The organism is Flavobacterium granuli (assembly GCF_900129705.1).
GTDB classification, from domain to species: domain Bacteria; phylum Bacteroidota; class Bacteroidia; order Flavobacteriales; family Flavobacteriaceae; genus Flavobacterium; species Flavobacterium granuli.
The window spans coordinates 48,509-72,675 of sequence record NZ_FQWO01000010.1; the positions used below are offsets into that span (position 1 = coordinate 48,509).

Annotated in this window: 17 protein-coding genes; 16 read left to right on the forward strand and 1 reads right to left on the reverse strand. The window is 32.7% G+C overall.

Annotated features, from left to right (window positions below; genetic code table 11):
• The 6 genes from BUB25_RS12595 (at position 1) to BUB25_RS12620 (ending at position 8,800) form a co-directional block, all read left to right on the forward strand.
• Positions 1-813 carry a hypothetical protein gene (locus BUB25_RS12595; protein WP_072944910.1) on the forward strand — a complete coding sequence of 271 codons (813 nt, stop codon included), beginning with the start codon at positions 1-3 and terminating at the stop codon, positions 811-813.
• 326 nt (positions 814-1,139) lie between these two features.
• Positions 1,140-2,345, forward strand: a complete 1,206-nt coding sequence (locus tag BUB25_RS12600) for a DNA cytosine methyltransferase (protein WP_072945056.1) — start codon at positions 1,140-1,142, stop codon at positions 2,343-2,345.
• Positions 2,345-4,876 carry an ATP-binding protein gene (locus BUB25_RS12605; RefSeq protein WP_072944912.1) on the forward strand — a complete coding sequence of 844 codons (2,532 nt, stop codon included), beginning with the start codon at positions 2,345-2,347 and terminating at the stop codon, positions 4,874-4,876. The genes BUB25_RS12600 and BUB25_RS12605 overlap by 1 nt, the downstream gene beginning before the upstream one ends.
• Positions 4,873-5,799, forward strand: a complete 927-nt coding sequence (locus BUB25_RS12610) for a hypothetical protein (RefSeq protein WP_072944913.1) — start codon at positions 4,873-4,875, stop codon at positions 5,797-5,799. Before BUB25_RS12605 ends, BUB25_RS12610 begins: the two co-directional genes overlap by 4 nt.
• 125 nt (positions 5,800-5,924) lie before the next feature.
• Positions 5,925-7,760 carry a tetratricopeptide repeat protein gene (locus BUB25_RS12615; RefSeq protein ID WP_072944915.1) on the forward strand — a complete coding sequence of 612 codons (1,836 nt, stop codon included), beginning with the start codon at positions 5,925-5,927 and terminating at the stop codon, positions 7,758-7,760.
• Between the two features lie 194 nt (positions 7,761-7,954).
• Entirely contained in the window at positions 7,955-8,800 is an 846-nt protein-coding gene (locus BUB25_RS12620; protein WP_072944917.1) for an RteC domain-containing protein, read from the forward strand.
• Positions 8,801-9,198: 398 nt separating this feature from the next.
• On the opposite strand, the gene BUB25_RS12625 is transcribed toward BUB25_RS12620, so the two are convergent.
• Complete coding sequence (locus tag BUB25_RS12625; protein WP_072944920.1) at positions 9,199-9,840, reverse strand: hypothetical protein; 642 nt, start codon at positions 9,838-9,840, stop codon at positions 9,199-9,201.
• On the opposite strand from BUB25_RS12625, the gene BUB25_RS12630 reads away from it, so the two are divergent.
• From BUB25_RS12630 to BUB25_RS12675, 10 genes are all read left to right on the forward strand, one after another.
• Positions 9,812-10,063: a hypothetical protein gene (locus tag BUB25_RS12630; RefSeq protein ID WP_072944922.1), complete on the forward strand. Its 252-nt coding sequence runs from the start codon at positions 9,812-9,814 to the stop codon at positions 10,061-10,063. The genes BUB25_RS12625 and BUB25_RS12630 overlap by 29 nt on opposite strands.
• Before the next feature lie 149 nt (positions 10,064-10,212).
• On the forward strand, positions 10,213-11,868 hold the full coding sequence (locus BUB25_RS12635) for an AraC family transcriptional regulator (RefSeq protein WP_072944924.1): 1,656 nt from the start codon (positions 10,213-10,215) through the stop codon (positions 11,866-11,868).
• 1,771 nt (positions 11,869-13,639) lie between these two features.
• Complete coding sequence (locus tag BUB25_RS12640; protein WP_072944926.1) at positions 13,640-13,975, forward strand: helix-turn-helix domain-containing protein; 336 nt, start codon at positions 13,640-13,642, stop codon at positions 13,973-13,975.
• Positions 13,976-14,124: 149 nt separating this feature from the next.
• Entirely contained in the window at positions 14,125-14,982 is an 858-nt protein-coding gene (locus BUB25_RS12645) for a hypothetical protein (RefSeq protein ID WP_072944928.1), read from the forward strand.
• 157 nt (positions 14,983-15,139) lie between these two features.
• Positions 15,140-15,625, forward strand: coding sequence for an ATPase (locus BUB25_RS12650; protein ID WP_317047068.1), 486 nt, complete (start codon positions 15,140-15,142; stop codon positions 15,623-15,625).
• Between the two features lie 264 nt (positions 15,626-15,889).
• Positions 15,890-16,543 carry a hypothetical protein gene (locus tag BUB25_RS12655; protein ID WP_072944933.1) on the forward strand — a complete coding sequence of 218 codons (654 nt, stop codon included), beginning with the start codon at positions 15,890-15,892 and terminating at the stop codon, positions 16,541-16,543.
• 130 nt (positions 16,544-16,673) lie between these two features.
• Positions 16,674-19,901, forward strand: coding sequence for a type I restriction-modification system endonuclease (gene hsdR / locus BUB25_RS12660; RefSeq protein WP_072944935.1), 3,228 nt, complete (start codon positions 16,674-16,676; stop codon positions 19,899-19,901).
• Positions 19,902-20,053: 152 nt separating this feature from the next.
• Entirely contained in the window at positions 20,054-21,025 is a 972-nt protein-coding gene (rhuM, locus tag BUB25_RS12665; protein WP_072944937.1) for a virulence RhuM family protein/type II toxin-antitoxin system death-on-curing family toxin, read from the forward strand.
• 43 nt (positions 21,026-21,068) lie between these two features.
• Positions 21,069-22,529 carry a class I SAM-dependent DNA methyltransferase gene (locus BUB25_RS12670; RefSeq protein ID WP_072944939.1) on the forward strand — a complete coding sequence of 487 codons (1,461 nt, stop codon included), beginning with the start codon at positions 21,069-21,071 and terminating at the stop codon, positions 22,527-22,529.
• The gene (locus BUB25_RS12675; protein ID WP_072944941.1) at positions 22,529-23,995 is read left to right on the forward strand and encodes a restriction endonuclease subunit S; all 1,467 of its coding nucleotides are present in this window, start codon (positions 22,529-22,531) and stop codon (positions 23,993-23,995) included. Before BUB25_RS12670 ends, BUB25_RS12675 begins: the two co-directional genes overlap by 1 nt.
• Positions 23,996-24,167: the final 172 nt, after the last annotated feature.

Consider the following 24,167-nt stretch of genomic DNA (forward strand, 5'->3'; position numbering starts at 1 on the left):
ATGGCAAACTACATATTAGGAAAAGTAAAAAGAAAACAAAAAATGTTTCGAGTTCTTGTAACAGAAACTGAAGTATATAACACAGATGAACTTATACTAAATGGTATAGATTATAATCCCTCAACTTTAATCGAAAATGAAGAAACTTATCAATTGACTGATTTTTCACAATCAGGATATTGTTTAGACTTTTTAACAAATGAATTAAATACTGTTGAACACGACCAAATATTGAAAGTAGATTTAAAGAAACTATCTTTTATTTGTACTGTTCAAGATAATTTATATTTTTTTCAAATTATTAATTCAAGCTTCTTTATTAGTAAAAAATGGTTTTCAGTTGATGAGTTAACATTAGAAACTGAAAAACCAATTATTACAATAAATCCATTCGCAGATGCTATTTACAACAAGCTTAATGACACTTTGTACTTTAAAAAATTGACATCAGCTCAAAAAATTTTTAAAGGAATGGATCAATTATACAAAGAAGCAACAGAAGCTGAAACTCAAACCTTTTTAGAAAATGATTTCCTTGAAGTATCACAAGATTATGGTGCAATTCTAGTTACGATACCAAACAGAAAACGTATAGCTTTAGTAAATGAAACATTAAATAAGTTATCAGATAACGAAAAAATAGCTATTTACGATTATACAAATGCATACGGACAAGTTACATATGAAAATGGTAAATTCAAAATTGAAAATGATGATGATTTGAAATTTGTTTTATGGGGAATTGAACAAAGATTTTACACTACACAAATTGGTGGTGAAAAAAGAGTTGCAAATTCTATAATCAGTATTTAAATAAAAAAAGGCAGCCGCTAAAATCTGATCTTTCGTTGCGTGCGCAGCACGAATGATGAAAGCTATGTTGAACGGCACCGGAAATAGCTCAAAAAGTATTATTTTGAAGCTCCAGTTTTGAAAACCGGAAGGATACTATAAAAAGATGCTGAGAGGTATCTTTTTTTATATCTAGATCAGATTCGACAATTTTTAAATTTCATCAAAATAAACAATAAATTAAAATATTTTTTATATGCACAAATTATAACGTAAAGTTTAAAAGCTATATTTGTCAATAAAATTTTGTAAGAAACTAATTTACTTCAATGGAATCTTTAAAAAGAATGAGTGATAAAAAAACCTATATCGATTTATTTTCGGGTTGTGGAGGTTTATCTCTAGGGTTACATAATGCTGGTTGGAAAGGTGCTTTTGCTATAGAAAAAAGTGAAGATGCTTTTAAAACTCTAGAATATAATTTAATAAAAAAGAAAAAACATTTCGATTGGCCAACTTGGTTGGAACAAAAACACCACGACATCAATGAAATTCTTGAAAATCATTCTGAAAATTTAATTTCATTAAGAGGAAAAATAGATTTAGTTGCAGGTGGTCCTCCTTGTCAAGGATTTTCAATGGCCGGAAGGAGAATAGAAAATGATTCAAGAAATGATTTAATTAATTCATACATTAAGTTTATTGAATTAGTAAAACCTAAATTATTATTTTTTGAAAATGTAAAAGGGTTTACATTGGGTTTTAAAAACAATGATACAAAAGGCACGGCATATTCTACTTATGTTTTAGAAAAACTAGAGAGTTTAGGATATTCTGTAAAAGGTCAATTGATAGATTTTTCAAAATTTGGTATTCCACAAAAAAGAACTCGATTTATCTTAGTAGGAATTCAAAACGACTTTCTAAATGAGAATTCAATAATAAATAAAGACACTTTCTTTCAAGAAATTAAAAATAACAAAGAAAAGTTTCTAATAAATAAAAAACTTGTTGTAAATCCGACATTAGAAAATGCTATATCCGATTTACTTCAATCAAACGGTCAAATAGATTCCGAAACTCCAAATTTTAAAGCTGGAGTTTATGGAGAAATAGCCTCAGAATATCAAAAATACGTTAGAAAATACACTAAGAATGAAAGTAAAGTTGATAGCCACCGATTTGCTAAACATACAGATATCGTAAAAAATAGATTTAAAATAGCTTTAGACGAAAACTTGACTAGCTCTATGTTTAGAGCGCGTTTTCAATTAAAAAAAAGTAGTACAAAAATTCTTGAAGCAAGGAAACCTACTCCAACCATTACGACGTTACCAGATGATTATATTCATTATTGTGAACCAAGAATAATGACTGTTAGAGAATATGCACGTATTCAGTCTTTTCCTGATACATACCAATTTAAAGGAAAATATACGACTGGCGGTAAAAGAAGAACTCAAGAAGTTCCTAGATATTCACAAATTGGAAACGCAATTCCTCCTTTATTTGGAGAACAAGCCGGAATAATTTTAAAAAATTTAATTAGTTAATGAACGAATCTGAAATTTCTTTTGAAGTTAAATCTGGAATGAAAAATATTATCGGCCGTGATTTAATCATTGATGATAATATTGCCATTTTTGAATTAGTGAAAAATTCATATGATGCACATGCTAAAAATGTAATTATCACATTTGAAGATGATAAAATTGTTATTTCTGATAATGGGAAAGGCATGTCTGAATATGATCTTGTTAATAAGTGGTTTGCAGTCGCGTATTCTGCAAAACATGATGGAACTGAAGATGATGATGTTAGAAAAGATTCTCATTTAAATAATTTAAAATCTAAAAGATTTTATGCTGGAGCAAAAGGTATTGGAAGATTTTCTTGTGATCGTCTAGGTGGTGATTTAATTTTAACTACATCAAAATTAAATGAAACCGAAATTAGTCAAGTAAATGTAGATTGGCATAAATTTGAAATAAATGCAAAAGAAAATTTTCAAAATATAAAAATTCCTTTTCAGACATTAAATTCCTATAAACTTAATTTTCCCAATAATTCGCAGCATGGTACCATTTTGGAGATTACTAAATTATCTACAATTTGGGATGCAAACAAAATAAGAAATCTTAAATTTTCATTAGAAAAATTGATTAATCCTTTTTCTAAAAATGAGGAGTTTTCTATTCAAATTATTTGCAAAAAATACGAAAAAAATGATATAGGATTAAATGAAAGACAAAAAATTAATGGGCAAGTTAACAACTCAATTTTAGATATTTTAGACTTAAAAACTACCCAATTAGATTTAGTAATAGATAACAATCTTATCACGACAAAATTAATTGATAGAGGAACTTTAATCTATCATATTGAAGAACCTAACATTTATTTTTCTTTAATTACTGATTTGAGAATAAACCTTTATTTTCTTAATAGAAGTGCAAAAATACATTTCGGAAAACTAATGGATATAGAACCTGTAAATTATGGTAATGTATTTCTATTTAAAAATGGATTTAGAGTTCAACCCTATGGAAATACAAATGATGATAGTTGGGGACTAGATAATAGGAAACAACAGGGATATAATAGATTTTTAGGAACTAGAGATTTGTTCGGCCGGGTAGATATTATTACTGAAAATTTCAATGAATTTAAAGAAGTTTCTAGTCGAGATGGAGGTTTGGTTGAAACCTTTGGTTATAATAAGTTAATGGAAGCCTTTTGGGAGAAATCGTTAAAAAGATTAGAGCGATATGTTGTTGGAGTATTATGGGGAGAAGCTTTTTTAAGAAAAAAGTATTTTAAAACTGAAAACGAAGGACAACAGTTACGAGCAAAACTTGATAAAGATAAAGATTCGGAAGACTATTCAACTGCAGTTTCAAATTTAGGTAGTAAACTCGATTTTGTAAATCTTATTAAGAGCTTGTCTGATGACGATAACATAAAAATTATTGATTATGATAAAAAGTTAGTTGATTTTGTAAATGAGCAATTAGATGTTGTTCAACCTAAATTTTTAAAAGATTTGGAGAAAATTGCAGAAAAAACAAACGATAGTTCTTTATTGAGTCAAGTTAAAATAACAGAAGAAAATTTTAAAAAGCTAGAACTTGAAAAAGAGACCGCTGAAAAACGTGCACTAGAAGAAGAAAAAAGGAGAATTGAAGCTGAAAATAGAGCAAAAGAGGCAGAAAAAAGAAGACTTGAAGCAGAACAAAAAGCTCAAGATGAGGAACGAAAACGAAAAGAGGCTGAACTAGCAACTGAACGAAAAGAAAAAGAAAGACTGCAAGCAGAATTAAATAAAATTAAAGCTGAACAAAAAGCAAAAGAAGAAGAAGAAAGAAGGAAACTAGCTGAAATTACTGCTGATAATAGAAAACAACAAGTTGATAGGTTTAGGTCATCAGAATCAATTGAATATAAGGATTTGAGAGATTCAAATCATATTATTGGTGTATATTCAGATGATATTTCAAAAAAAATTCAGCTTTTTAAAAGAAAATTAGATAAAACCCAAAATTTAAAAAAAGAAGAAATTATATCCTTTCTGCAAGGAATTAGTTTAGCGAATGAAAAAATTTCTACAATAACTAGGTTTACAACAAAATCAAATTTTCTTGAAGCTTCTTTATCTTTAAAAGAAGATATTGTTTCATATATAAAAAATTATCTTTTAAATATATATGGATTATTGCATAAGGATATTCAAATAGATATTATGGATAATGAAATAGAATTCATTAGAGATTTTCAACCTATTGAATTGTGCGTAGCAATTGATAATATTTTAAGTAATTCTCGAAGAAAAGATGCTAAAAAGATAATTTTTGAATTTGAAAAACTAAATGAGAACTTATTTCTATCTATTAAAGATATTGGTAAATCATTAGATTCTAACATTGACAGTAAATTAATTTTCGAAGAAGGCATTACATCAACAAAGGGTGCTGGTTTAGGTTTGAATCATGTTAAACGAATTATGGAAAAAGATTTAAATGCTGAAATCGAATATAATCCGAATTATAAAGAAGGTTTTGAACTAAAAATACTATTTAAAAAATGAAAATAGATTATAATATTTTGTGGATTGAAGATGATAATTCATGGTTTGAAACCACGTCAGAAATTTTTAAAGAAAATTTAGAGGAATACGGTTTTAATTTGAATGTTAACAGAAAAATTAATTTGATAGAAGTAGATGCAGAAATAAAATCTAATGGTCTAAAAAAAACTGACATTTTACTAATTGATTTTAATCTTAGAAATTCAGATAATGGAGATGTTATAATTAATTTATTAAGAAATAATGAAATTTATACAGATATTATTTTTTACTCGAGTGATTTAAATAGTGTAAAAGAAAGTATGCATCGTTATTTTATGGAGGGCGTTTACTATTCTGATAGAAAAGAAATAGAACATAAATTTAATCTAGTTTTTAAAACGACAATTAAAAAAATCGAAGAAATTAATTCAATGCGAGGTTTAGTTGTTGGTGAGACCTCTGAGTTAGATGTTTGCGTTGAAAAACTTTCGTTACTATTTATTAATGACATATTAAAATTAGAAAAAAAGGATATAGATAAATTCATAAAAGAATATTCTGAAAAGACGATAAAAAGTAGTATTGCGATTTTTGAAAGATATGAAACTATTGGGATTAATGATTTTTTCCCACAAATTGAAGTGACTAAAAAAATAGATTTATTTAGATTTTTATTAAAAAAGGTAAATAATATTAACGGTAGTGTTTTTACTGATTTTTTAGAATTAAATAAAAGTTATCATTTAGATGTTATTGATGTAAGAAATAAGTTTGCTCATGCAAAATCATTTATAAAAGAAGATGGGAAAGAGGTTCTTTTAGCTCAATTGGGGAAAGAGGATTTCGAATTTGATGAAGTAAAGTTCATACAAATAAGAAAAAATATCAAAGTTCATAGAGAAGAGATGAATAAGTTAATGGTTCATTTTGGAATTTCTTAATAGCTTGAGGTTATTGATTATTAAGACGTAAAGTGTTGAAGTCTTTTGATTAACTTTCAAGTAAGGTCGGTACTGACCATTTTTTTTAGATTTTAGTAAGAAGATATATTAATAACATTGATGCTATGATCGAAGAGTTAATTTACAACATTGCTAATACTACATCATGTAATACTGCAATCTTTTGTGGAGCTGGAGTTTCCTATCACTCTGGCTTGCCATTAGTGAACAACTTAGTTAAAAAGATATTTGAAGTGATGCAAATTAGCGAAGCAGATGCTGATATAATTCTGAACTCAGATATGCCATTTGAGGCTTTTGTTGAAACAATCCGAAATGAAGTTAGCGTAGATGAAATATTGGAAATTTTTGCTAAAGGAATGCCTAATACAACACATGAACTTATTGCAGAGCTTGTCAGCTTAGGATGCACTAAAACAGTAATGACTACCAATTTTGATTCACTTATTGAAAACGCACTGATAAATAAAGGGCTTCAAAAAGATAAGGACTTCAATGTATTTTCATCGGAAATAGAATTCGGTAAAATAAATTGGAAAGACAATGGTATCAAAATAATAAAAATACATGGTTGTATATCAGATAAAGATGAGATGGCAATTACGCTAAGCGCCGTGGCTAATAGGGTTTCTTGTACTAATAAAAACTTGACAATTGATAAGTTTTTTTCAAAGGATATAAATACCAATGTATTTATAATAGGATATAGCTGTTCTGACATGTTTGATATTTCTCCAAAAATTGAAGAAATAAAGAATGATAATAGCAGTAATGTGTTCTTGATTGAACATTCGAACAATAAATCAAATTATACTAAGGAAGATATTGCTTTGAAGGACTATAAAAATCCATTCAAAAATTTCACAGGGCAAAGAATATTCATAAACACTGATTTTTTTATAAAAATTGTATGGGAGACATTGATAACCGTGCCCTATGAATTCAAATCACACCAGACACCTTGGGAAGAAAATGTTGAAGAATGGATGCGACTGGCAATTGAGACAAATTCTGCAGGAGTTATTAATCATCTGCCAGCCAGATTATACTACAATATCGGCGAGTATAAGATTGCTGTAAAGCATTTTGAACAAGGAATGTTTATGGCACAAAAGGACCGAAATAGAATCATGTTTTATAGTGAACTCGGTAATCTTGGAATGGCTTTTAATGCATTAGGAAAATATAAAGAAGCAAAAAATTGTTTAGAAGAATCATCAACAGCGTGCCGTGATTTGGGAAATGTACAGGGGGAAATAGCACAACTACAAGTATTAGGTAACATATACAGGAACCTCAGCGAATACGAAGCTGCAATTATTACATATAATTGTGCAATAATGATATCTGAAAGAGAGCGAGATATTACTAGCTTATGCAATTCATTGGGTAATGCAGCGTCTGCTTATAACCACACCAACCGACCTGACGAAGCAATTAAATACCTTAACAGAGGAATAAAGATTGCCTTTGCAATAGGTGATAAACAATCTGAGGGAAGCATGCTGTGCAGCTTTGGAATAGCATATTCACAAAAAGGTGATAACGAAAAAGCAAAACAGTTTATACAAAATAGTATAAATACCACAAGAATGATAGGAGACAAACAGGGAGAATGCATAGCATTGCACAACTTGTCAAATATTAATTTAAATTTTAAGGAATTCGACGAATGCTTAAAAAATGCTACTTCTTCACTTCAAATAGCGCAGGAAATTAGTATAATGCCAAGTATAGCTCAGGCATATTATAATATTGGTAATTGTTATCTTTTTAAAGGTGACCTACAATTGGCTATCCAAAATTTAAATCTAGCACTTGACATTTCTAAACAAATTTATGGTACTGAAAGTTCGCAACTAATACCAATATTAAAGAGTATTTTTGAAGCTGAAAATTACCGTGAGAATATGGAGTTTGGAAAAGTGAATCATGTGTAATAATCAACAAGAAACTTGAAGTGACAGTGCCAAACATAGTAGAAATCAAATTGTAACCTCTATGCAATTCGGGAATTTCACTATTCAATTCGGGAATCAAACACCACACCATTTGCAACCTAAGCAACCATCAAATAGATTTGCCCATGATTCAATTCTAGAATCAGTCCAATTGTAAATCTTAAACAACTGCAATGAAATTATTTTCTGAATCGTTGATGTCCGAGTTAGAACATCAGTTAAAATTGATCCATCTGGAAACAGAAAATAAGGTACAGTTGGCCGAGCAGGCAATAGAGAATAGCGTTGCTGCCTTAGAGAAACTAAAAACCTTTTTCATAAAATATAAACAGCTAAACAAAAAAGAGGAAATAGAATTCTTCCGGGACATCAAGCCTAAGTTTGCGGCTAAACTGATTTACTATAACGAAATCTATAATATTGAAACCAACAAGTCTTTCGGGTCTCAAAAAACAATAGGTAAATATTATAAAGCAGAACTCAATAAATTAAAAGTCTTTTTTGAGAAGAACCAGGAGTTTTACCGCTACTACCGCACCGGCAACAACTGCCTGGATGATAAATATTTTATACGGGCAAAATATGATCTTAAACTAATGGTGGACAGTTTTTATTTTCAGGCAGATCATCGCTTCACTACCTCGCATGACTATAAAGTGGCTCGCATACTAGCCAATGATGAGATAAAAAAATTTCTGGAAGAGCAAATCGAAAAATTAGGTAGTAAAACAATAACAATCCAATCACCTTCCCCACTTTCTAAAGCCCCAAAATGGACGGGGTCAAAAGTAGAACTCATTGAATTGATTTATGCACTACATACAGAAGGGGTTTTTAATAACGGAACCACAGGACTAAAAGAAGTCACAACCTTTTTCGAGACAGTTTTTAATATTGATTTAGGGCAATTCCACCGCGTCTTTCTCGAAATCCGAAACAGAAAAACGGAAAGAACTAAATTCCTAAATACCCTCAAAAACAAACTCATCATCCGCATGGACAACGCGGATGAAAATTAAAATTTGCGCTTTAGAATCCGCCCTTAAATTAAAAACGTCAATAAACAACGAAAAACGGAATGGCAGTGTTCCGCAAGCTGAGCCTGAAAGGCGAACGGCTAGGAGCGCGGAATGGAGTTTTGAGGTAGTTTTTAAGTTTTGAATTTTCAGGCAGTGAAATCGAAGATTCATGAATACCAAAAAACAATAATAAACCATGAATAATTTTTTGTTACTTTTTTCATCAAGGAAAAAAGTAAAATCTATAATCAGAGACCATTCGTTATTAAAAATACAAATCAAAGATCCTGCGAACACCATTTAAAATAAAAATCTGACAAACTAAAAAAAGGCTGCCCATCTGGACAGCCGTATCAAACTAATTATTTAAAAATAAAATTTCTATTACAAATCAACAGCTAGTACTTTTTTGATGAACTAACTTCTCTAAAAAGAATAGTCCAATCAGGATCTTTATTCTTTGGAGGTGTTATTGACTCCTCATAAGTTTCATACCGAACAACAGATGAATTTGTTAAAACAACCTCTTTATCATTTTCCGTAAATATCTCATTTATCAAAGCACTCGCTTCATAAGCAACGATAAAATCATATAGAACTTCATATCGTTCTTCCGTTTTTGAAAGAAGCAGCAAGGAATTAATAAACCGACTAAAACTTAATTTGGCTTCTACTGATAAATCCCCATTAGCAACTAATTCAGACAGACTATCCAAAAGAATAGGCGATACTTTGCCTGATGATAAAGAATTGGTATCATTACTCTTCACGCTGCTAATTATACTACCTTTTTGTAGATTTTGAAGAATGACATAAGACTTTTGCTTAAAAAGTCTTCTTCCTGCCTCATCATAAGGATTAGCACTATTATCTGGAATGATACGACTACTTATTGAGCTATATTTAGTGTAGTGCCTTCTCTTTTCAAAACTATTGGGTGCATTGTCAATAGTTGATTCAGAATCAGTACTACAAGACTGCAGAATAAGCGAAATGGAATAGCACATTAAAATGGCTAGGAATAAAAATACTTTTTTCATTTTTGTAAATGTTTTAAATGTTACTGATTACTTTTTTCATCAGTTCTTTTCACCCGGGGTAATGGGAACAGTGGCGATTTTGCTCATAACAAAACCATTCGAATTCAGGGCAAAACTAAATGTGTACTCCGTAACACACAACACAACTGCTGTTCAATTCGGGAATTTAATAGGTGTAATTCCTGAATTGACAACAGTCAATTCAGGAACAATTAGTACATAACCAACAACTTAACATTCAAAAAATACATTTAGGGTCCCTCAGGTTAATTATCTTAATTATTGAAGTTTTTTAGCTACATTTATTCCTGATAAATAGAGACCTAACTCCTCTATTTTGTTTTTAAAACGCTATAATCCCCATTTTAGAACATGAAAAAAAACTACTTAATCTTACTTCTACTTTGTTTTTTTATCAGCTTAAACGCTCAAAAAAAGTTTGTTATTCCAGATAGTCTCTCAAATAAAGACTGTAACTACTTCAATGAAAAAATAAATTATAAAGAAAGTGATAGTTTAAAAGAACGCTTATATGCACAGTCTTGGTTAGCTAAAGCCAAATCCGAAAGAAACGATAAGCAAATGGCTCTCGCCTATAAATCCTTAATATATAAATTCGATAAAAAACTCCGACACCTATATGCTGACAGTTTGGTTATTGCTGCTAAAAGAACAAACAGTGCTGAATTGATTGGATCCGCTTATATGACAAAAGGAATAGTATATTATGATGATAAAAAGATGATGAAAGCACTGGACAATTACCTCATTGCCGAGGACTATATTTCCAAGACAAATGACGAATATCTTATTTACAAATTAAAATACTGCAAAGCGCTAACTAAGTATTATCTTGGATTTTATCACGAAGCAATAAGTTTATTCAAAGAGTGCGTTACTTATTTTAAAGAGCATAATGATCACGCCTATGTCAATTCATTATATTCATTAGGTCAATGTTACAGCAGAGTTAATAAATACCAATTAAGCAGTCAAATAAATCAAATAGGAATAAAAGCGGCAATTCAATTTGAAATTTTTAGAATGAAATCATACTTTCTATTTTCTGAAGGTATAAACCACTCTTTTAAACACAACTATGTCGATGCTATAAAAAAATTATCGTTGGCATTACCGGATATTAAGAGTAATAAAGATTTTGCCAATGAAACTCTTGCTTATTTTTATATTGGTAAAAATTATTGGTCTCAAAATCAAAAAGAAAAAGCCGTAGTCTATTTCAAAAAAGTAGATGCAATTTTCCAACAGCAAAACTATATAAGTCCGGAATTAAGGGAGGCTTATGAACTGCTAATTGATTATTCTCTAATTAAAAATGATAAAAAAGCACATTTACTTTACGTAGATCAACTCTTAAAAATCGATCAATTATTAGAACACAATTACAAATACCTTTCAGGAAAAATAACTAAAGTATACGATACTGAAAAACTACTGCAAACGCAACGTAATTTAGAAACCTCCAATAATTCCATAACTATTATTGCAATTAGTACCACAGCAGTCTTGATGTCAATAATTTCATTCCTTGTTTACAGACATTTTAGATCTAAAAAATTATTTCAAGAGCTGATGAAACGCCAACCGGCAACATCGAAATTATTCGTAGCAAACGGAAGTAAGGAACTCGATATCAATCCTGAAATAGTTGCTGCAATCCTAAAAAAATTGGAAAAATTCGAAATCAGTAAAAAGTATCTCGAAAAAGAGATGAATTTATTGAAATTGGCTTCTTTATTGAATACAAATACCAAATATGCTTCAAAAATAATTGCAAAATACCGTAACAAAGGAATCATTGAATATATCACTGATCTTAAGATTGATCATATCATAGAATTGCTTAAAAGTGACAATAAATACCGTATTTACAAAAACAAATCTCTAGCAGACGAAGCTGGCTTTGGTTCTACTCAAAACTTCACAAGAGCATTTAAATCCCGTACAGGAATATCTCCTAGCTACTTCTGTACGGAATTGAATAAGTCAATAGAAATAAACACTTAAAAATATTTTTTTTTGTGTGATTTTTATACGCGCAAAAAACATTAGAAAAAACCAGCAATATTCACTCATAAATTTTTAAAACATCATATTATGGTAAAGATTTTAGCATTGTCCACAGGTGTAATCCCAGAACCGACTGCGCACTGAAAACTGTTTTGAGCGGTTAAAACGAAACACAATAGAATTAAAATTTCCACTTTTAGGCACGCCCTTAAATAAAAAGCATAGAAAACAACGAAGAAGTGAAGTGGCAGCACTCCGCGAGTTGAGTCCGCAGGACGAACGGCTCGGGGTGCGGAATGGAACTTTGAGGTAGTTTTCAAGCTTTTAATTTTCAGGCTTGAAATCGAAGATTCATGAATACCAAAAAACAATAATAACCCATGAATATTTTTTTGTTACTTTTTTCATCAAGGAAAAAAGTAAAGACTTTCTTAAAATATAAAAACAGAAATCAACCAATAAACGTCCAATTACAACCTTCTCTCCCCGCCCTTAAATAAAAAGCATAAGAAAACAATGAAGAAGTGAAGTGGCAGCAGTCCGCGAGTTGAGGACGAAGGACGAACGGCTCGGGCTGCGAAACATTTGAAATTAAAAGGAGGACTGCCAGTGGCAGTCAGGTAAATAACTAGGTAGTTTTCAAGCTTTTGATTTTCAGGCTTGAAATCTAAGATTCATGAATACCAAAAAACAATAATAACCCATGAATATTTTTTTGTTACTTTTTTCATCAAGGAAAAAAGTAAAGACTTTCTTCAAATATAAAAACAGCAATCAACCAATAAACGTTCAACTATACTCTCCTCACACCGCCCTTATAATTTTACGCCATAAAATCACGGTTAGAATTTAAGCGTTGGCCGTAGGGAGTGACCCCCGAGTCGAGTGCGTAGCACGAACGGCTGGGGTCGCGATAGGGAAACCGAAACGAAGTGAGGTTCATCGAACACCAATAACAATATAGGGATCAGTGAGATAAATTTGTCCGATGATTTTTGGTTAAAAATTATTCAGGCTTGATTTTTCGTTTCTTTTGAAATCAAAGATTCACGAACTCCAATAAATTATTAACTCATAAGTAATCAAGACAAAAGAAAAAGTTTGCTTAAAAATAAAAAATAGCATTCAACCATTACACGTTCAATTACAACCTTCTCTCCCCGCCCTTAAATAAAAAGCATAAGAAAACAATGAAGAAGTGAAGTGGCAGCAGTCCGCGAGTTGAGGACGAAGGACGAACGGCTCGGGCTGCGGAATGGAACTTTGAGGTAGTTTTCAAGCTTTTAATTTTCAGGCTTGATCTTTTGTTTCTTTTGCATCAAGGCAAAAGAAAAGATTTGCTTAAAAATAAAAATAGCATTCAACCATTACACGTTCAATTACAACCTCCTCACACCGCCCTTAAATAAAAAGCATAAGAAAACAACGAAGAAGTAAAGTGGCAGCAGTCCGGGAGTTGAGGACGAAGGACGAACGGCTCGGGCTGCGGAACATTTGAAATTAAAAGGAGGACTGCCAGTGGCAGTCAGGTAAATAACTAGGTAGTTTTCAAGCTTTTGATTTTCAGGCTTGATTTTTTGTTTCTTTTGCATCAAGGCAAAAGAAAAAATTCATTAAAATCAGAATAGTTGTTTTAATAAAAAACATCTATAACCACAGCCATTTCAAAAGAAAAACTCCTTTTTTCTTTCACAACTTGTGAACCACTTGTGATATAAAATCAACCAATACCAACACTTTTGTACCATAACAAACTAAAACATAAGTTATGGCACTTGAAAGCAACAGCTCCACAAACACTACTAAAAACAGAATGTACCGCGAGCAATTAATTACAATGGAAGACTTAAACGAATTTCGAACGCTTCTTCTCAATGATTTAAAAGGAATCATACAATCCAAACCACTACAGCAGAAACAATGGCTCAAATCCAATGAAGTTCGAAAACTGCTGAATATTTCACCAGGTACTTTACAAAACCTTCGTATTAACGGAACATTGACCTACACCAAAATCGGTGGAATTATGTATTACGATCAAACTGATATTGAAAAACTTTTAAACGGAAATAAAGTAAATGCCCTTCCTACCCTTTTCAAGTAAAGTTATCGCACGTAACGAAGCAATCTCATACCGAGCACAGTCGAGGAACACTTCTCACTATTCACTTCTCACTTCTCACTAATCACCTTCATCTCGAGCGCAGTCGAGAGACATCACTCACTATTCACCACTCACTAATCACTAACAAAATGAACTACATCAAACACCTCACCGGATTTTTCAATAAAATCAGTTATGAAACCAACCTAAAACCAACGCACATTTCGCTCTATTTGGCTCTTTTCCAATGTTGGAACGTAAACCGATTCAATAACCCAACAAGCATATCTCGGGAAGAAATCATGAAAGCAAGTAAGATCAATTCTAAAGCAACATACCATAAGTGCATGAAAGAATTAGAACTTTTAGGGTTTATGATATACAACCCCACATTCAATCCCCACTCCTCCTCTACCATAATCATGATCAATTTCTCTGAAAAAATAGAAACAATTTCACAAACACCACAACCAACCCATTCAAATAATGAACCCGTTCACAATTTGACCAAAACAAAAAATGAACAAGTTATTGAACAGGTTAATGAACAGGTATATATATATAATAAAAAACAAACATCTAAAAACATTTTAAACAATATAAAAATAGATATAGAAAAAATTTCAAGAAATAAACCAGTTCAAAATTTGAATCCTTTAAAAAATCCAGAAGAAAAAAAAGAAAAAAGTTGCGCCAAAAAAGAAAAACCAGTTGAACTGGAATTAATCTTCGATCACATTATCCCAACTCTTGAATTAGCGATTGATTATTTCCTTTCCCAGCAGAATACAGAAACGGAAGCCAATAAGTTTTTCAATTACTACTCCAGCATCGGTTGGCTCATTGGTGGAAAAACAAAAATGAAAGATTGGAAAGCAGCAGCAAGAAACTGGATGCTCAACACCGCTAAGTTTGCAGCAAACGTTTCAAAATCCGATTACAACTCCCAACCAAAACCGATGCATCTGCACACGGCAACCCAAAAAAATTATGATGAACCATTGTAAATCCGTCCGTGAAACCTTCGTGGTCCACAAAGGTTTCAAAGTGTATAATTTCCGGAAATGTCTAGATTACCTCGAAAACCAAGGAAAAATAAACTACGGAAATTCATTTCAAATTAACGAAACAGACCACCCAACCATTTACAAATTGTTGATTTATATGATTCAAGACGATAGAGCAGCCTTAAACTTAAAGATTGATCTTTCAAAAGGTATTCTTATCTCTGGAGCAATTGGTTGCGGCAAAACATCCCTTATGAACTTAGTACGCCCCTTTGCGTATCAAAACTTCGACTATAAAATCAAAACATGCCGAGAAGTCTCTTTTGAGTTTGCAAAAAATGGTTTTGAGGCTATCAACTGTTACACTTTGAAGCAAGCCAATCAATCAAAACTAACTGGTTATTGCTTTGACGATTTAGGTGCCGAACAGCAAATAAAACACTTCGGTAACGATTGCAACGTCATGGCTGAGGTACTCATTAGCCGTTATGAACAGTTTGTCGAAAACAAATCCGTCACGCACATTACCACCAACCTCTCCGCTTCCGAAATAGAAAACAACTACGGCAACAGACTCCGTTCCAGAATGAGAGCCATGTTCAACCTCATCACATTCGATAAAGAAACAAAGGATAAACGTTAATGCAAACAAATACATCTGACAATCGTAGTTCAACCCGCCCTTTGACTGTGGCAGCCGGGCACCCGTTTTTCGAAAATTCTGAAAAAATCCAACGCTGTTTGACCCCGAAAACTTTCGGGGGAGTTTGTTGGATTTCAGAATTGAGAAAATAGCGGGTCGGCGAACAGTCCAGGGCTAGCGTTTTTTGTTTCTTTTTTGGGCAATGCAAAAAAGAAAAAATAGAAATCAAAAACCTGAAAATTTAAACCTGAAAAAAAACAACAAATGAGAAAAATCAACACTTTCTGGAACTGGTTCCAAGACAATAATAAAACCATCAAAAACGGCATTAACGAAACCCCTAAAAACCAAAAAAATATCACTTTTTGGATGAACAAAAACCTGGGCTACTATTGTAAAGAAATCGATTTTATCATCATCTTCCCAAATAAGAATACGGATAAAACCGAACTCATCATAACCGCTAACGGCAACCCTGACTATTTCGGTCAAGTAATTAATTTGGTAGATAAGGCACCCCTCTTAAGAAAATGGAAATTCACAGCCTTCATTCAACCAACCGAAAGAATTAATGAAATTATCAATGGATTGGACGAACCATACATCTTGAAAGAAATTAGTTTAAAAGCCAGCGATACCAAATTTCTTTCTCTAGATTATGATGAGAAAACAGATAAGTACGACATAATAGTTTTTCTTAAAAACTACAATCTCTATTGTGATACCAAAACTTTAAAACAAGCTATATTTATCATTCTACAAAATAGCATAGCAGAAAATTCACTTTTCCAAAACATCAATTTTGTACAGCTGGCACAAATGCCGAATAACAATGAGGAATTGATTCATTTATACGATTTTCAAAGCTATATTGATACTTTTAATTCATACATATTAAAAAATAAAAGTGTTAAGTAATACTAATTTTATTTAATTTCAAAAAAAAAAACACCCCCTTTACGGTCTTACGCATTCTGCACGAAATTATTTTCAATACCTTAGCAATTATTAACTCATTAATTAGATTCTGATTTTTTAAATTAAAAAAATGACTTCAAAATTCTCATTTCTACAAATAAATTATCCTGAATTATTCACAATTAGTGAGTTATCTGAAAAATTAATACATATTGATCCCAGTTCATCATTGTCAAAATCTCGATTATTTTCGGAGAAATTGGCTGTTTTAATATGGCAATTTGAGGATTTAGGCTTTTTTGATGGAGTCCAACTAGAACGTATCAATCAATTATTCTACAAAAACTGTATTCCTGATGTGATTAAAGATATTTTTCATGCTATTAGAAAGTCAGGAAATAAGGCTAGTCATGATGGAAGTGGTTCTCAATCGGAAGCATTGTTTATTTTGAAAAAAAGCTTTCAATTGGCTCAATGGTTTTATGAAACCTACGAAAATGAATATATTGAAACTACCGAATACCAACTCCCTGAAGATAATCAAAAAGTTAGTTTAGGTAAGCTAAATGCAGAGTTAGAAAGATTATCAAATCAAGTAATCGATTATCAGGCAAAAATTGCCACTTTCAATGCTACTCCAGAATTGGTTATAGAACGCCAACGCCGCGCCATAACCAATGCCAACAATATTGGTAAAACCGAGGCAGAAACACGAGCCATTATCGACGAACAATTGCGGGAAGCAGGATGGGAATGTGATACGGAAACCATCAATTTTAAAATAAAAAAATCATTACCCGAAAAAGGAAAAAACAAAGCGATTGCAGAATGGGCTTGCAATGGCAAATGGGCTGATTATGCCTTATTTGTTGGCACAAAACTATATGGAATTGTCGAAGCTAAAAAATTTGCTACCGATATTTCGACCAATTTAAATCAGTCTAAAATGTACGCCGAGCATGTACATCATCAGGAATCTTTTCAGTTCTTAACCCCAACGTTTTGGGATCAGAGTTCCTATAAAATCCCTTTTTTATTTTCGACCAATGGACGGAACTATTTAGAGCAAATTAAAACGAAAAGCGGGATTTGGTTTCTTGATATTCGCAAAGAACACAATCGTGCTGAAGCATTGCGAGGTTGGTTCTCCCCAGAAGGATTGGTTGATTTGTATGATAGAGATATTGCGATTGCAAATACCCGTCTACAAGAAAGTGATTATGACTATTTACAGAAACAAAGCGGATTGGGTTTACGTTATTATCAAATTGATGCCATAAGAGCGGTTGAGGATAAGATTATAAACCAGCCCCAAGACAAACGTTCATTATTGGTTATGGCTACCGGAACCGGAAAGACCAGAACGGTTATTGGTTTGGCATATCGTTTTATAAAATCGGATCGTTTCAAAAGAATATTGTTTCTTACCGACAGACGATTGCTCGCCACCCAAGCATTAGGCAACTTTATGGATAACAAAGTCCATGATTTAAATACTTTTGGAAACGTTTACAACATAGAAGAATTGAAAACGATTGTTCCAGATACAGAAACCCGTTTGCATTTTGCAACCGTTCAAAGTTTAGTCAAACGACTTTTTTATTCAGAAAATGACATTTTACCTATCGATACTTATGATTGCATCATTATTGATGAAGCGCATCGAGGCTATAATTTAGATAAAGAAATGGACGAAGGCGATCTGTATTTCAAAGATGAGAATGATTATGTGGGCCAATACAAAAGAGTCATCGAATATTTCAACGCCTACATTATTGGATTAACAGCTACTCCAGCATTACATACCACTCAAATTTTCGGAAACGCAGTTCATAATTATTCCTATCGTGAAGCAGTTGTTGATGGTTTTCTTACCGATCACGAACCGCCTTTTATTTTGAAAACCAAGTTGAGTGAAGAAGGTATTTTATGGAAAAAAGGGGAAAAACCAAAAGTCTTTATTGCCGAAACCAATACGATCGAAGAATTAGCGGAGCTCGAAGACGAATTGCACCTTGAGATTGAGCAATTCAATAAAATGGTGATTACCGAGCCTTTTAACCGAGCCATTATCAAACAATTGGTACAAGAATTAGATCCAGAAAGTGATGAAAAAACGCTGGTTTTTGCTGTTCGTGACAGTCATGCTGATCTAATTGTACAATTATTATATGAAGAATTCGCTGCTATTGGTTTAGATGTAGCACCTGGTGTTATAGAAAAAATTACGGGCAAAGCCCATGATGTTGATAGTTTGGTCAAACGTTTCAAAAACGAAAAGTTCCCAAACATTGTGGTTACGGTCGATTTATTGACTACCGGAATAGACGTACCTCAAATTACCAATTTAGTTTTTATTCGCAGAGTACGTTCCCGCATCTTATTTGAGCAAATGATTGGTCGTGCCACACGTTTGTGTCCGGAAATTGACAAACAATTTTTCAGGATTTACGATGCCGTACGGGTTTATGAAGCTTTAGAGCCATACACCCAAATGAAAACCGTTTCTAATCCTTCTATTTCTTTTACTAAATTGATCGAAGAATTAGATTTTATTGATACACCTGAACGTGCCAAAAAACAATTGGAACAGATTATAGCAAAATTGCAGCGCAAGAAGAAATCGATAAAAGAAGAACAACTGGATCAATTCATTTACATTGCCAAGGGAGATAGTCCAGAGGATTTTATAGAATTATTGAAAACTATTGATGGCGAGAATGCCAAAGCAGTACTGGCCGAATATTCCAGTTTATGGCAATTTCTAGACGAAAAAATATACCAACCCAAACTGCAATTGGTATCGGATCATCATGATGAAATCATAGGTATAGATCGTGGATATGGCAAAGCCAACAAACCTGAAGATTATATAGAAGGCTTCAAAAAATTTATCGAAGAGAACCGTAATAAAATTATAGCACTGAATGTAGTGTGTACCAAACCTTCTGAACTGGACAGGAAATCATTGAAAGAATTAAAAATGATGTTAGACCAAGAAGGATACAACGCCATGACGTTGCACACGGCTTGGAAAACGACCAAAAACGAAGATATTGCAGCCGACATTATTTCGTATATAAGAACAATGGCTTTGGATACTGATTTGATAAGCCACGAAAAGCGCATAGAAAATGCCATTAACAAAGTGAAAATGCTAAAACCTTGGAATAAAATCCAACAAAAATGGATAGAACGTTTTGAGGCGCAATTGCTAAAAGAAACGGTTTTGACCAAAGAAGATTTGGATGCCAAACCTTTTAGCGATGATGGCGGTTTTACGCGTTTGAATAAGATTTTCGATAATGAGTTGGAAAATATTTTAGTGGTCTTGAATGATAATTTATATACGGCATAAAGCAAATTAGACTGCAACTTGCGTAAAAAACGGCACAAGTTGAAAAATAAAATTTATAAAATGCAATGTGCAACATTTGCACATACCACTCTTCATGATGAACCAAAAGGAAAAACAATGAGATTTTTAGTATACTTTAATATCGTTTCTTAATGAGTGAAATACAAATATATAATTCACCTGAAAATCTAACTCAAATTGAGGTGACTTTTGAGAATGAGACTGTGTGGTTAAATCAGGAGCAACTGGTGCATTTGTTCCAAAGAGATCAATCCGTTATTTCAAGGCATATCCGTAATGTATTCAAAGAAGGTGAGTTAGACGAAAAAAGCAATATGCAAAAAATGCATATTGCAAATTCTGACAAGCCAGTAACGGTATACAACCTCGACGTAATCATTTCCGTTGGCTATCGTGTGAAATCCAAGCAAGGCACACAATTCCGCCAATGGGCAACCCAACGATTAAAGGATTATTTGGTGCAGGGATATGCCTTGAACGAAAAACGTTTACAAGAAGCTTCAGGCAAATTTCATGATTTACAAAATGCCATAAAGCTAGCTGCCAAAGCAGGAAATTTAGAAAGCTTGTCTTCTGTTGAAGCAAAAGGAATTCTGGGCGTTTTAGAACAATATGCGTATGCGTTAGAAACTTTAGACAAATACGATCATCAAAAACTAACCATAGATATTCCTTTTGAGGAAGAGAAAATTCAAAAGCTCACTTATGAAAAGGCAATAAAAGAAATAATAATCTGGAGAGATTTTCAAAAAGCAGGTAATTTATTTGGCAACGAAAAAGATCAATCCTTTAAAAGTTCACTGGAAACTATTTATCAAACTTTTGATAGCGTAGATTTGTACCCAACTATCGAGGAAAAAGCAGCTAATTTGCTGTATTTCATTGTGAAAAACCATTCTTTTTCTGATGGAAATAAACGGATTGCCGCAGGACTGTTTGTTTATTTTTTAGACCTAAATAACAGATTGCTAAATGATTTAGGAAACAAAAGAATTGGCGATAATGCCTTAGTAGCCATAACGATCATGATTGCCGAAAGCAAATCCGACGAAAAAGACATGATGGTCAAATTAGTGGTCAATTTGATTAATAACAAAAACTAAACGGTTTAATAACTTTAAACCTTAAAATTAAATAAAAATTAGAATGAGCGCAGAAGAAATTGCCAATAAACTCTGGAACCTATGTAATGTATTACGTGACGATGGAGTAACCTACCACCAATACTTAAACGAATTAACCTATATATTATTCCTGAAGTTATCTGAAGTAAAAAAGTTCGAAGAACACATTCCGGAAGAATACCGCTGGCAACGTTTTGTAAAAGAACACGATAATGCCGAAGCTTTTTTGCGTTACCGTAAATTCCTAGCTGAGGTAAGTGCAATGACAACTAGTGACAGTATAAAGGAAATTTATACCGATGCTTCTACCAGTTTACGCAAACCCGTAAACTTCAATACACTGGTTCAGGCCATAGATAAACTGGATTGGTACGAAGAAAACGATCGTGATGTCATGGGTGATATTTACGAGAGTTTACTAGAAAAAAATGCAGGAGAGAAAAAAAGTGGTGCCGGACAATATTTTACCCCACGCCCTCTTATCAATATCATGATTGATCTAATGGCTCCAAAAGTAGGTGAACGTTGGAACGATCCCGCGGCCGGAACTTTTGGATTTATGATTTCTGCGGATCATTACTTGCGCAGCAAATACGATAACTATTTTAAACTGGACGAAAAGGAACGTAAGTTTCAGGAAGAAGAAGCCTTCTCAGGGGTAGAACTTGTGGGCGATGCGCACAGACTAGCCTTAATGAATGCCCGATTGCACGGAATGGAAAGCCGTATCTATTTGCAGGATACCTTGACTGAATTTGGTAAAAGCCTGAAAGATTTTGATGGCGTCTTAGCCAATCCTCCTTTTGGAACCAAGCAAGGTGGTGAACGACCAACACGGGACGATTTTACGTTCCCAACAGCCAACAAACAACTGAACTTTTTACAGCACATTTACCGTAGTTTAAAGAAAGACGGCAAAGCCCGTGCAGCAGTAGTCTTGCCCGATAACGTGCTCTTTGAAGATGGAGACGGACAAAAAATACGCCGTGACTTAATGGACAAATGCAACTTGCATACTATTTTGCGTTTGCCAACAGGTATTTTTTATGCTGCAGGAGTTAAAACCAACGTACTCTTTTTTACCCGTGAAAAGACGGAAACCAACAATACCCAAAACGTTTGGTTTTACGACATGCGTACCAATGCACCAAGCTACGGAAAACGCACCCCATTTACCGAAAAAGCCTTTGAAGATTTTGTTTTAGCTTACACAGGAGGAATTCCTTTTGATAAAGTAGAAGCCGATTATGATGGGTTGGTGAATGAAAAAAATAGAGCCAAAATAAAAGATGAGCGCTGGAACCGCATTTCGCGTGCTGATATAGAAAAGAAAAGCTACAGTTTAGATTTAGGTTTGATAGCCGACAGTTCTTTGACCAACAGTGATGATTTGGGAGAGCCAATTGATATTGCCAAGGAAGCCTTAAATGAATTGCAAAGCATTACCGAGCAATTGAATGCGATGATAAAAGAATTAAACTAATGGAGAGTAAATTGCCGAAAAACTGGGTAAAAACATCACCATTAGAAATTTCTAAAATAATTAGAGGTGTTTCTTATGGTAAAACGGATGCTTTTCAATTTGAATTTGATAATTCTTGTTTAATTCTAAGAGGAGGAAATATCCAAGATGGAGAAATTGTTGATGGTAAAGACAATGTTTATGTTTCAATAGATCTAATTAAAAATGAACAATTCATTCAAAAATATGATGTAATAATTGTTGGTTCAACTGGAAGCAAGAATTTAATTGGTAAAGCAGCTACATCATTATTTGAAAGTAATAAAATTAGTTTTGGTGCTTTTTTAATGAATATAAGGGCATTTGAAACAATTGATAAAAGGTATTTTAGTTATTATTTTCAAACAAATTATTATAGAGAAGCTATTCGTAATTTAGCAGGAGGTGTCAATATAAATAATATTAGAAAAGAATATATTGAAAACCTTTATTTTCCACTTCCCCCTCTAGCTGAGCAAAACCGCATTGTAGTTAAATTGGATCGTTTATTTGCCCAACTGGAAACCATAAAAAGTAGCATGTCAAAAATACCTGAGTTGCTTAAAGATTTCCGGCAGCAAGTGCTTAAGCAAGCTGTTACTGGGAAATTGACAAATAAAAATGATATAATTTCAGTTTCATTATCCTCAACAATTACTATAGGGAGTCTTTTTGAAGAAGCTCCTCTCAATTGGAAATGGGTCAAACTTATTGATATTGCTAAACTTGAATCTGGACATACACCTAGAAAATCAGAAGAAGAGTATTGGATTAATGGTAATGTACCATGGATATCGCTTCAAGATATAAGAGCCGCTCATGGTAAAATAATAAATGAAACTAAATATATGCCAAATGAACTAGGTATAAAAAAATCAAGTGCTAGATTATTACCAAAAGGTACAGTTTGTTTTTGTAGAGATATTTCTGTTGGATATACAACTGTTATGGGAAAAGAAATGTCCACAACTCAGCACTTCGCTAACTGGATTTGTGGAAATTCATTAAATAATATGTTTCTTTTATATGTTTTTATGTCAGCAAAAGATTTTTTAATTGCTTCAGGAAAAGGAACTACTGTTGGTACTATTTATATGCCAGCTTTAAAAGAACTTAGAATTCTGCTTCCACCTCTCGAAGAACAGCTACAAATCGTTCGTCGAGTAGAAAAATTGTTTGCCAAAGCAGATGCTATAGAACATCAATACAAAACGCTAAAAGCCAAAATAGATACATTGCCACAGGCGATCTTACATAAGGCGTTTAAAGGAGAGTTAAGTGAGCAGTTAGATACTGATGGAGATGCAAGGGAGTTACTGGAAGAGATTAAAGCGCTAAAGTATGCGACAGGAAAAGTTCTTAAAAGTAAAACGACTAAAAAGGCTACCAAAAAAGTAAAATCCTACCCTGAAAATGATGAGGTTTTGGGGATGGTGGCAGAGCCTTGAAAATAAAGTAGTATGAAATCGCCATGATTCCAAAACAAAAATTGAAATGAAGAATGGCGATACCATATTTCTTAAAAAAAGAAATATTATCTTCATGTGAAACATTTAAATTACGGCTGTTTCTAATGCTTTAGTTTTTTGGTTTGGTCAATTCGCTAAGCTACCTTCCATT

Bases quoted from the DNA above. Each gene is read 5' to 3' on its own strand.
- BUB25_RS12600 (WP_072945056.1), top strand. From the start codon at position 1,140: ATGAGTGATAAAAAAACCTATATCGATTTATTTTCGGGTTGTGGAGGT.
- BUB25_RS12605 (WP_072944912.1), top strand. From the start codon at position 2,345: ATGAACGAATCTGAAATTTCTTTTGAAGTTAAATCTGGAATGAAAAAT.
- BUB25_RS12670 (WP_072944939.1), top strand. From the start codon at position 21,069: ATGAGCGCAGAAGAAATTGCCAATAAACTCTGGAACCTATGTAATGTA.
- BUB25_RS12675 (WP_072944941.1), top strand. From the start codon at position 22,529: ATGGAGAGTAAATTGCCGAAAAACTGGGTAAAAACATCACCATTAGAA.
- BUB25_RS12610 (WP_072944913.1), top strand. From the start codon at position 4,873: ATGAAAATAGATTATAATATTTTGTGGATTGAAGATGATAATTCATGG.
- BUB25_RS12650 (WP_317047068.1), top strand. From the start codon at position 15,140: ATGATTCAAGACGATAGAGCAGCCTTAAACTTAAAGATTGATCTTTCA.
- BUB25_RS12630 (WP_072944922.1), top strand. From the start codon at position 9,812: ATGGCTAGGAATAAAAATACTTTTTTCATTTTTGTAAATGTTTTAAAT.
- rhuM (WP_072944937.1), top strand. From the start codon at position 20,054: ATGAGTGAAATACAAATATATAATTCACCTGAAAATCTAACTCAAATT.
- BUB25_RS12615 (WP_072944915.1), top strand. From the start codon at position 5,925: ATGATCGAAGAGTTAATTTACAACATTGCTAATACTACATCATGTAAT.
- BUB25_RS12625 (WP_072944920.1), bottom strand. From the start codon at position 9,840: ATGAAAAAAGTATTTTTATTCCTAGCCATTTTAATGTGCTATTCCATT.
- BUB25_RS12645 (WP_072944928.1), top strand. From the start codon at position 14,125: ATGAACTACATCAAACACCTCACCGGATTTTTCAATAAAATCAGTTAT.
- BUB25_RS12640 (WP_072944926.1), top strand. From the start codon at position 13,640: ATGGCACTTGAAAGCAACAGCTCCACAAACACTACTAAAAACAGAATG.
- BUB25_RS12620 (WP_072944917.1), top strand. From the start codon at position 7,955: ATGAAATTATTTTCTGAATCGTTGATGTCCGAGTTAGAACATCAGTTA.
- BUB25_RS12595 (WP_072944910.1), top strand. From the start codon at position 1: ATGGCAAACTACATATTAGGAAAAGTAAAAAGAAAACAAAAAATGTTT.
- hsdR (WP_072944935.1), top strand. From the start codon at position 16,674: ATGACTTCAAAATTCTCATTTCTACAAATAAATTATCCTGAATTATTC.
- BUB25_RS12635 (WP_072944924.1), top strand. From the start codon at position 10,213: ATGAAAAAAAACTACTTAATCTTACTTCTACTTTGTTTTTTTATCAGC.
- BUB25_RS12655 (WP_072944933.1), top strand. From the start codon at position 15,890: ATGAGAAAAATCAACACTTTCTGGAACTGGTTCCAAGACAATAATAAA.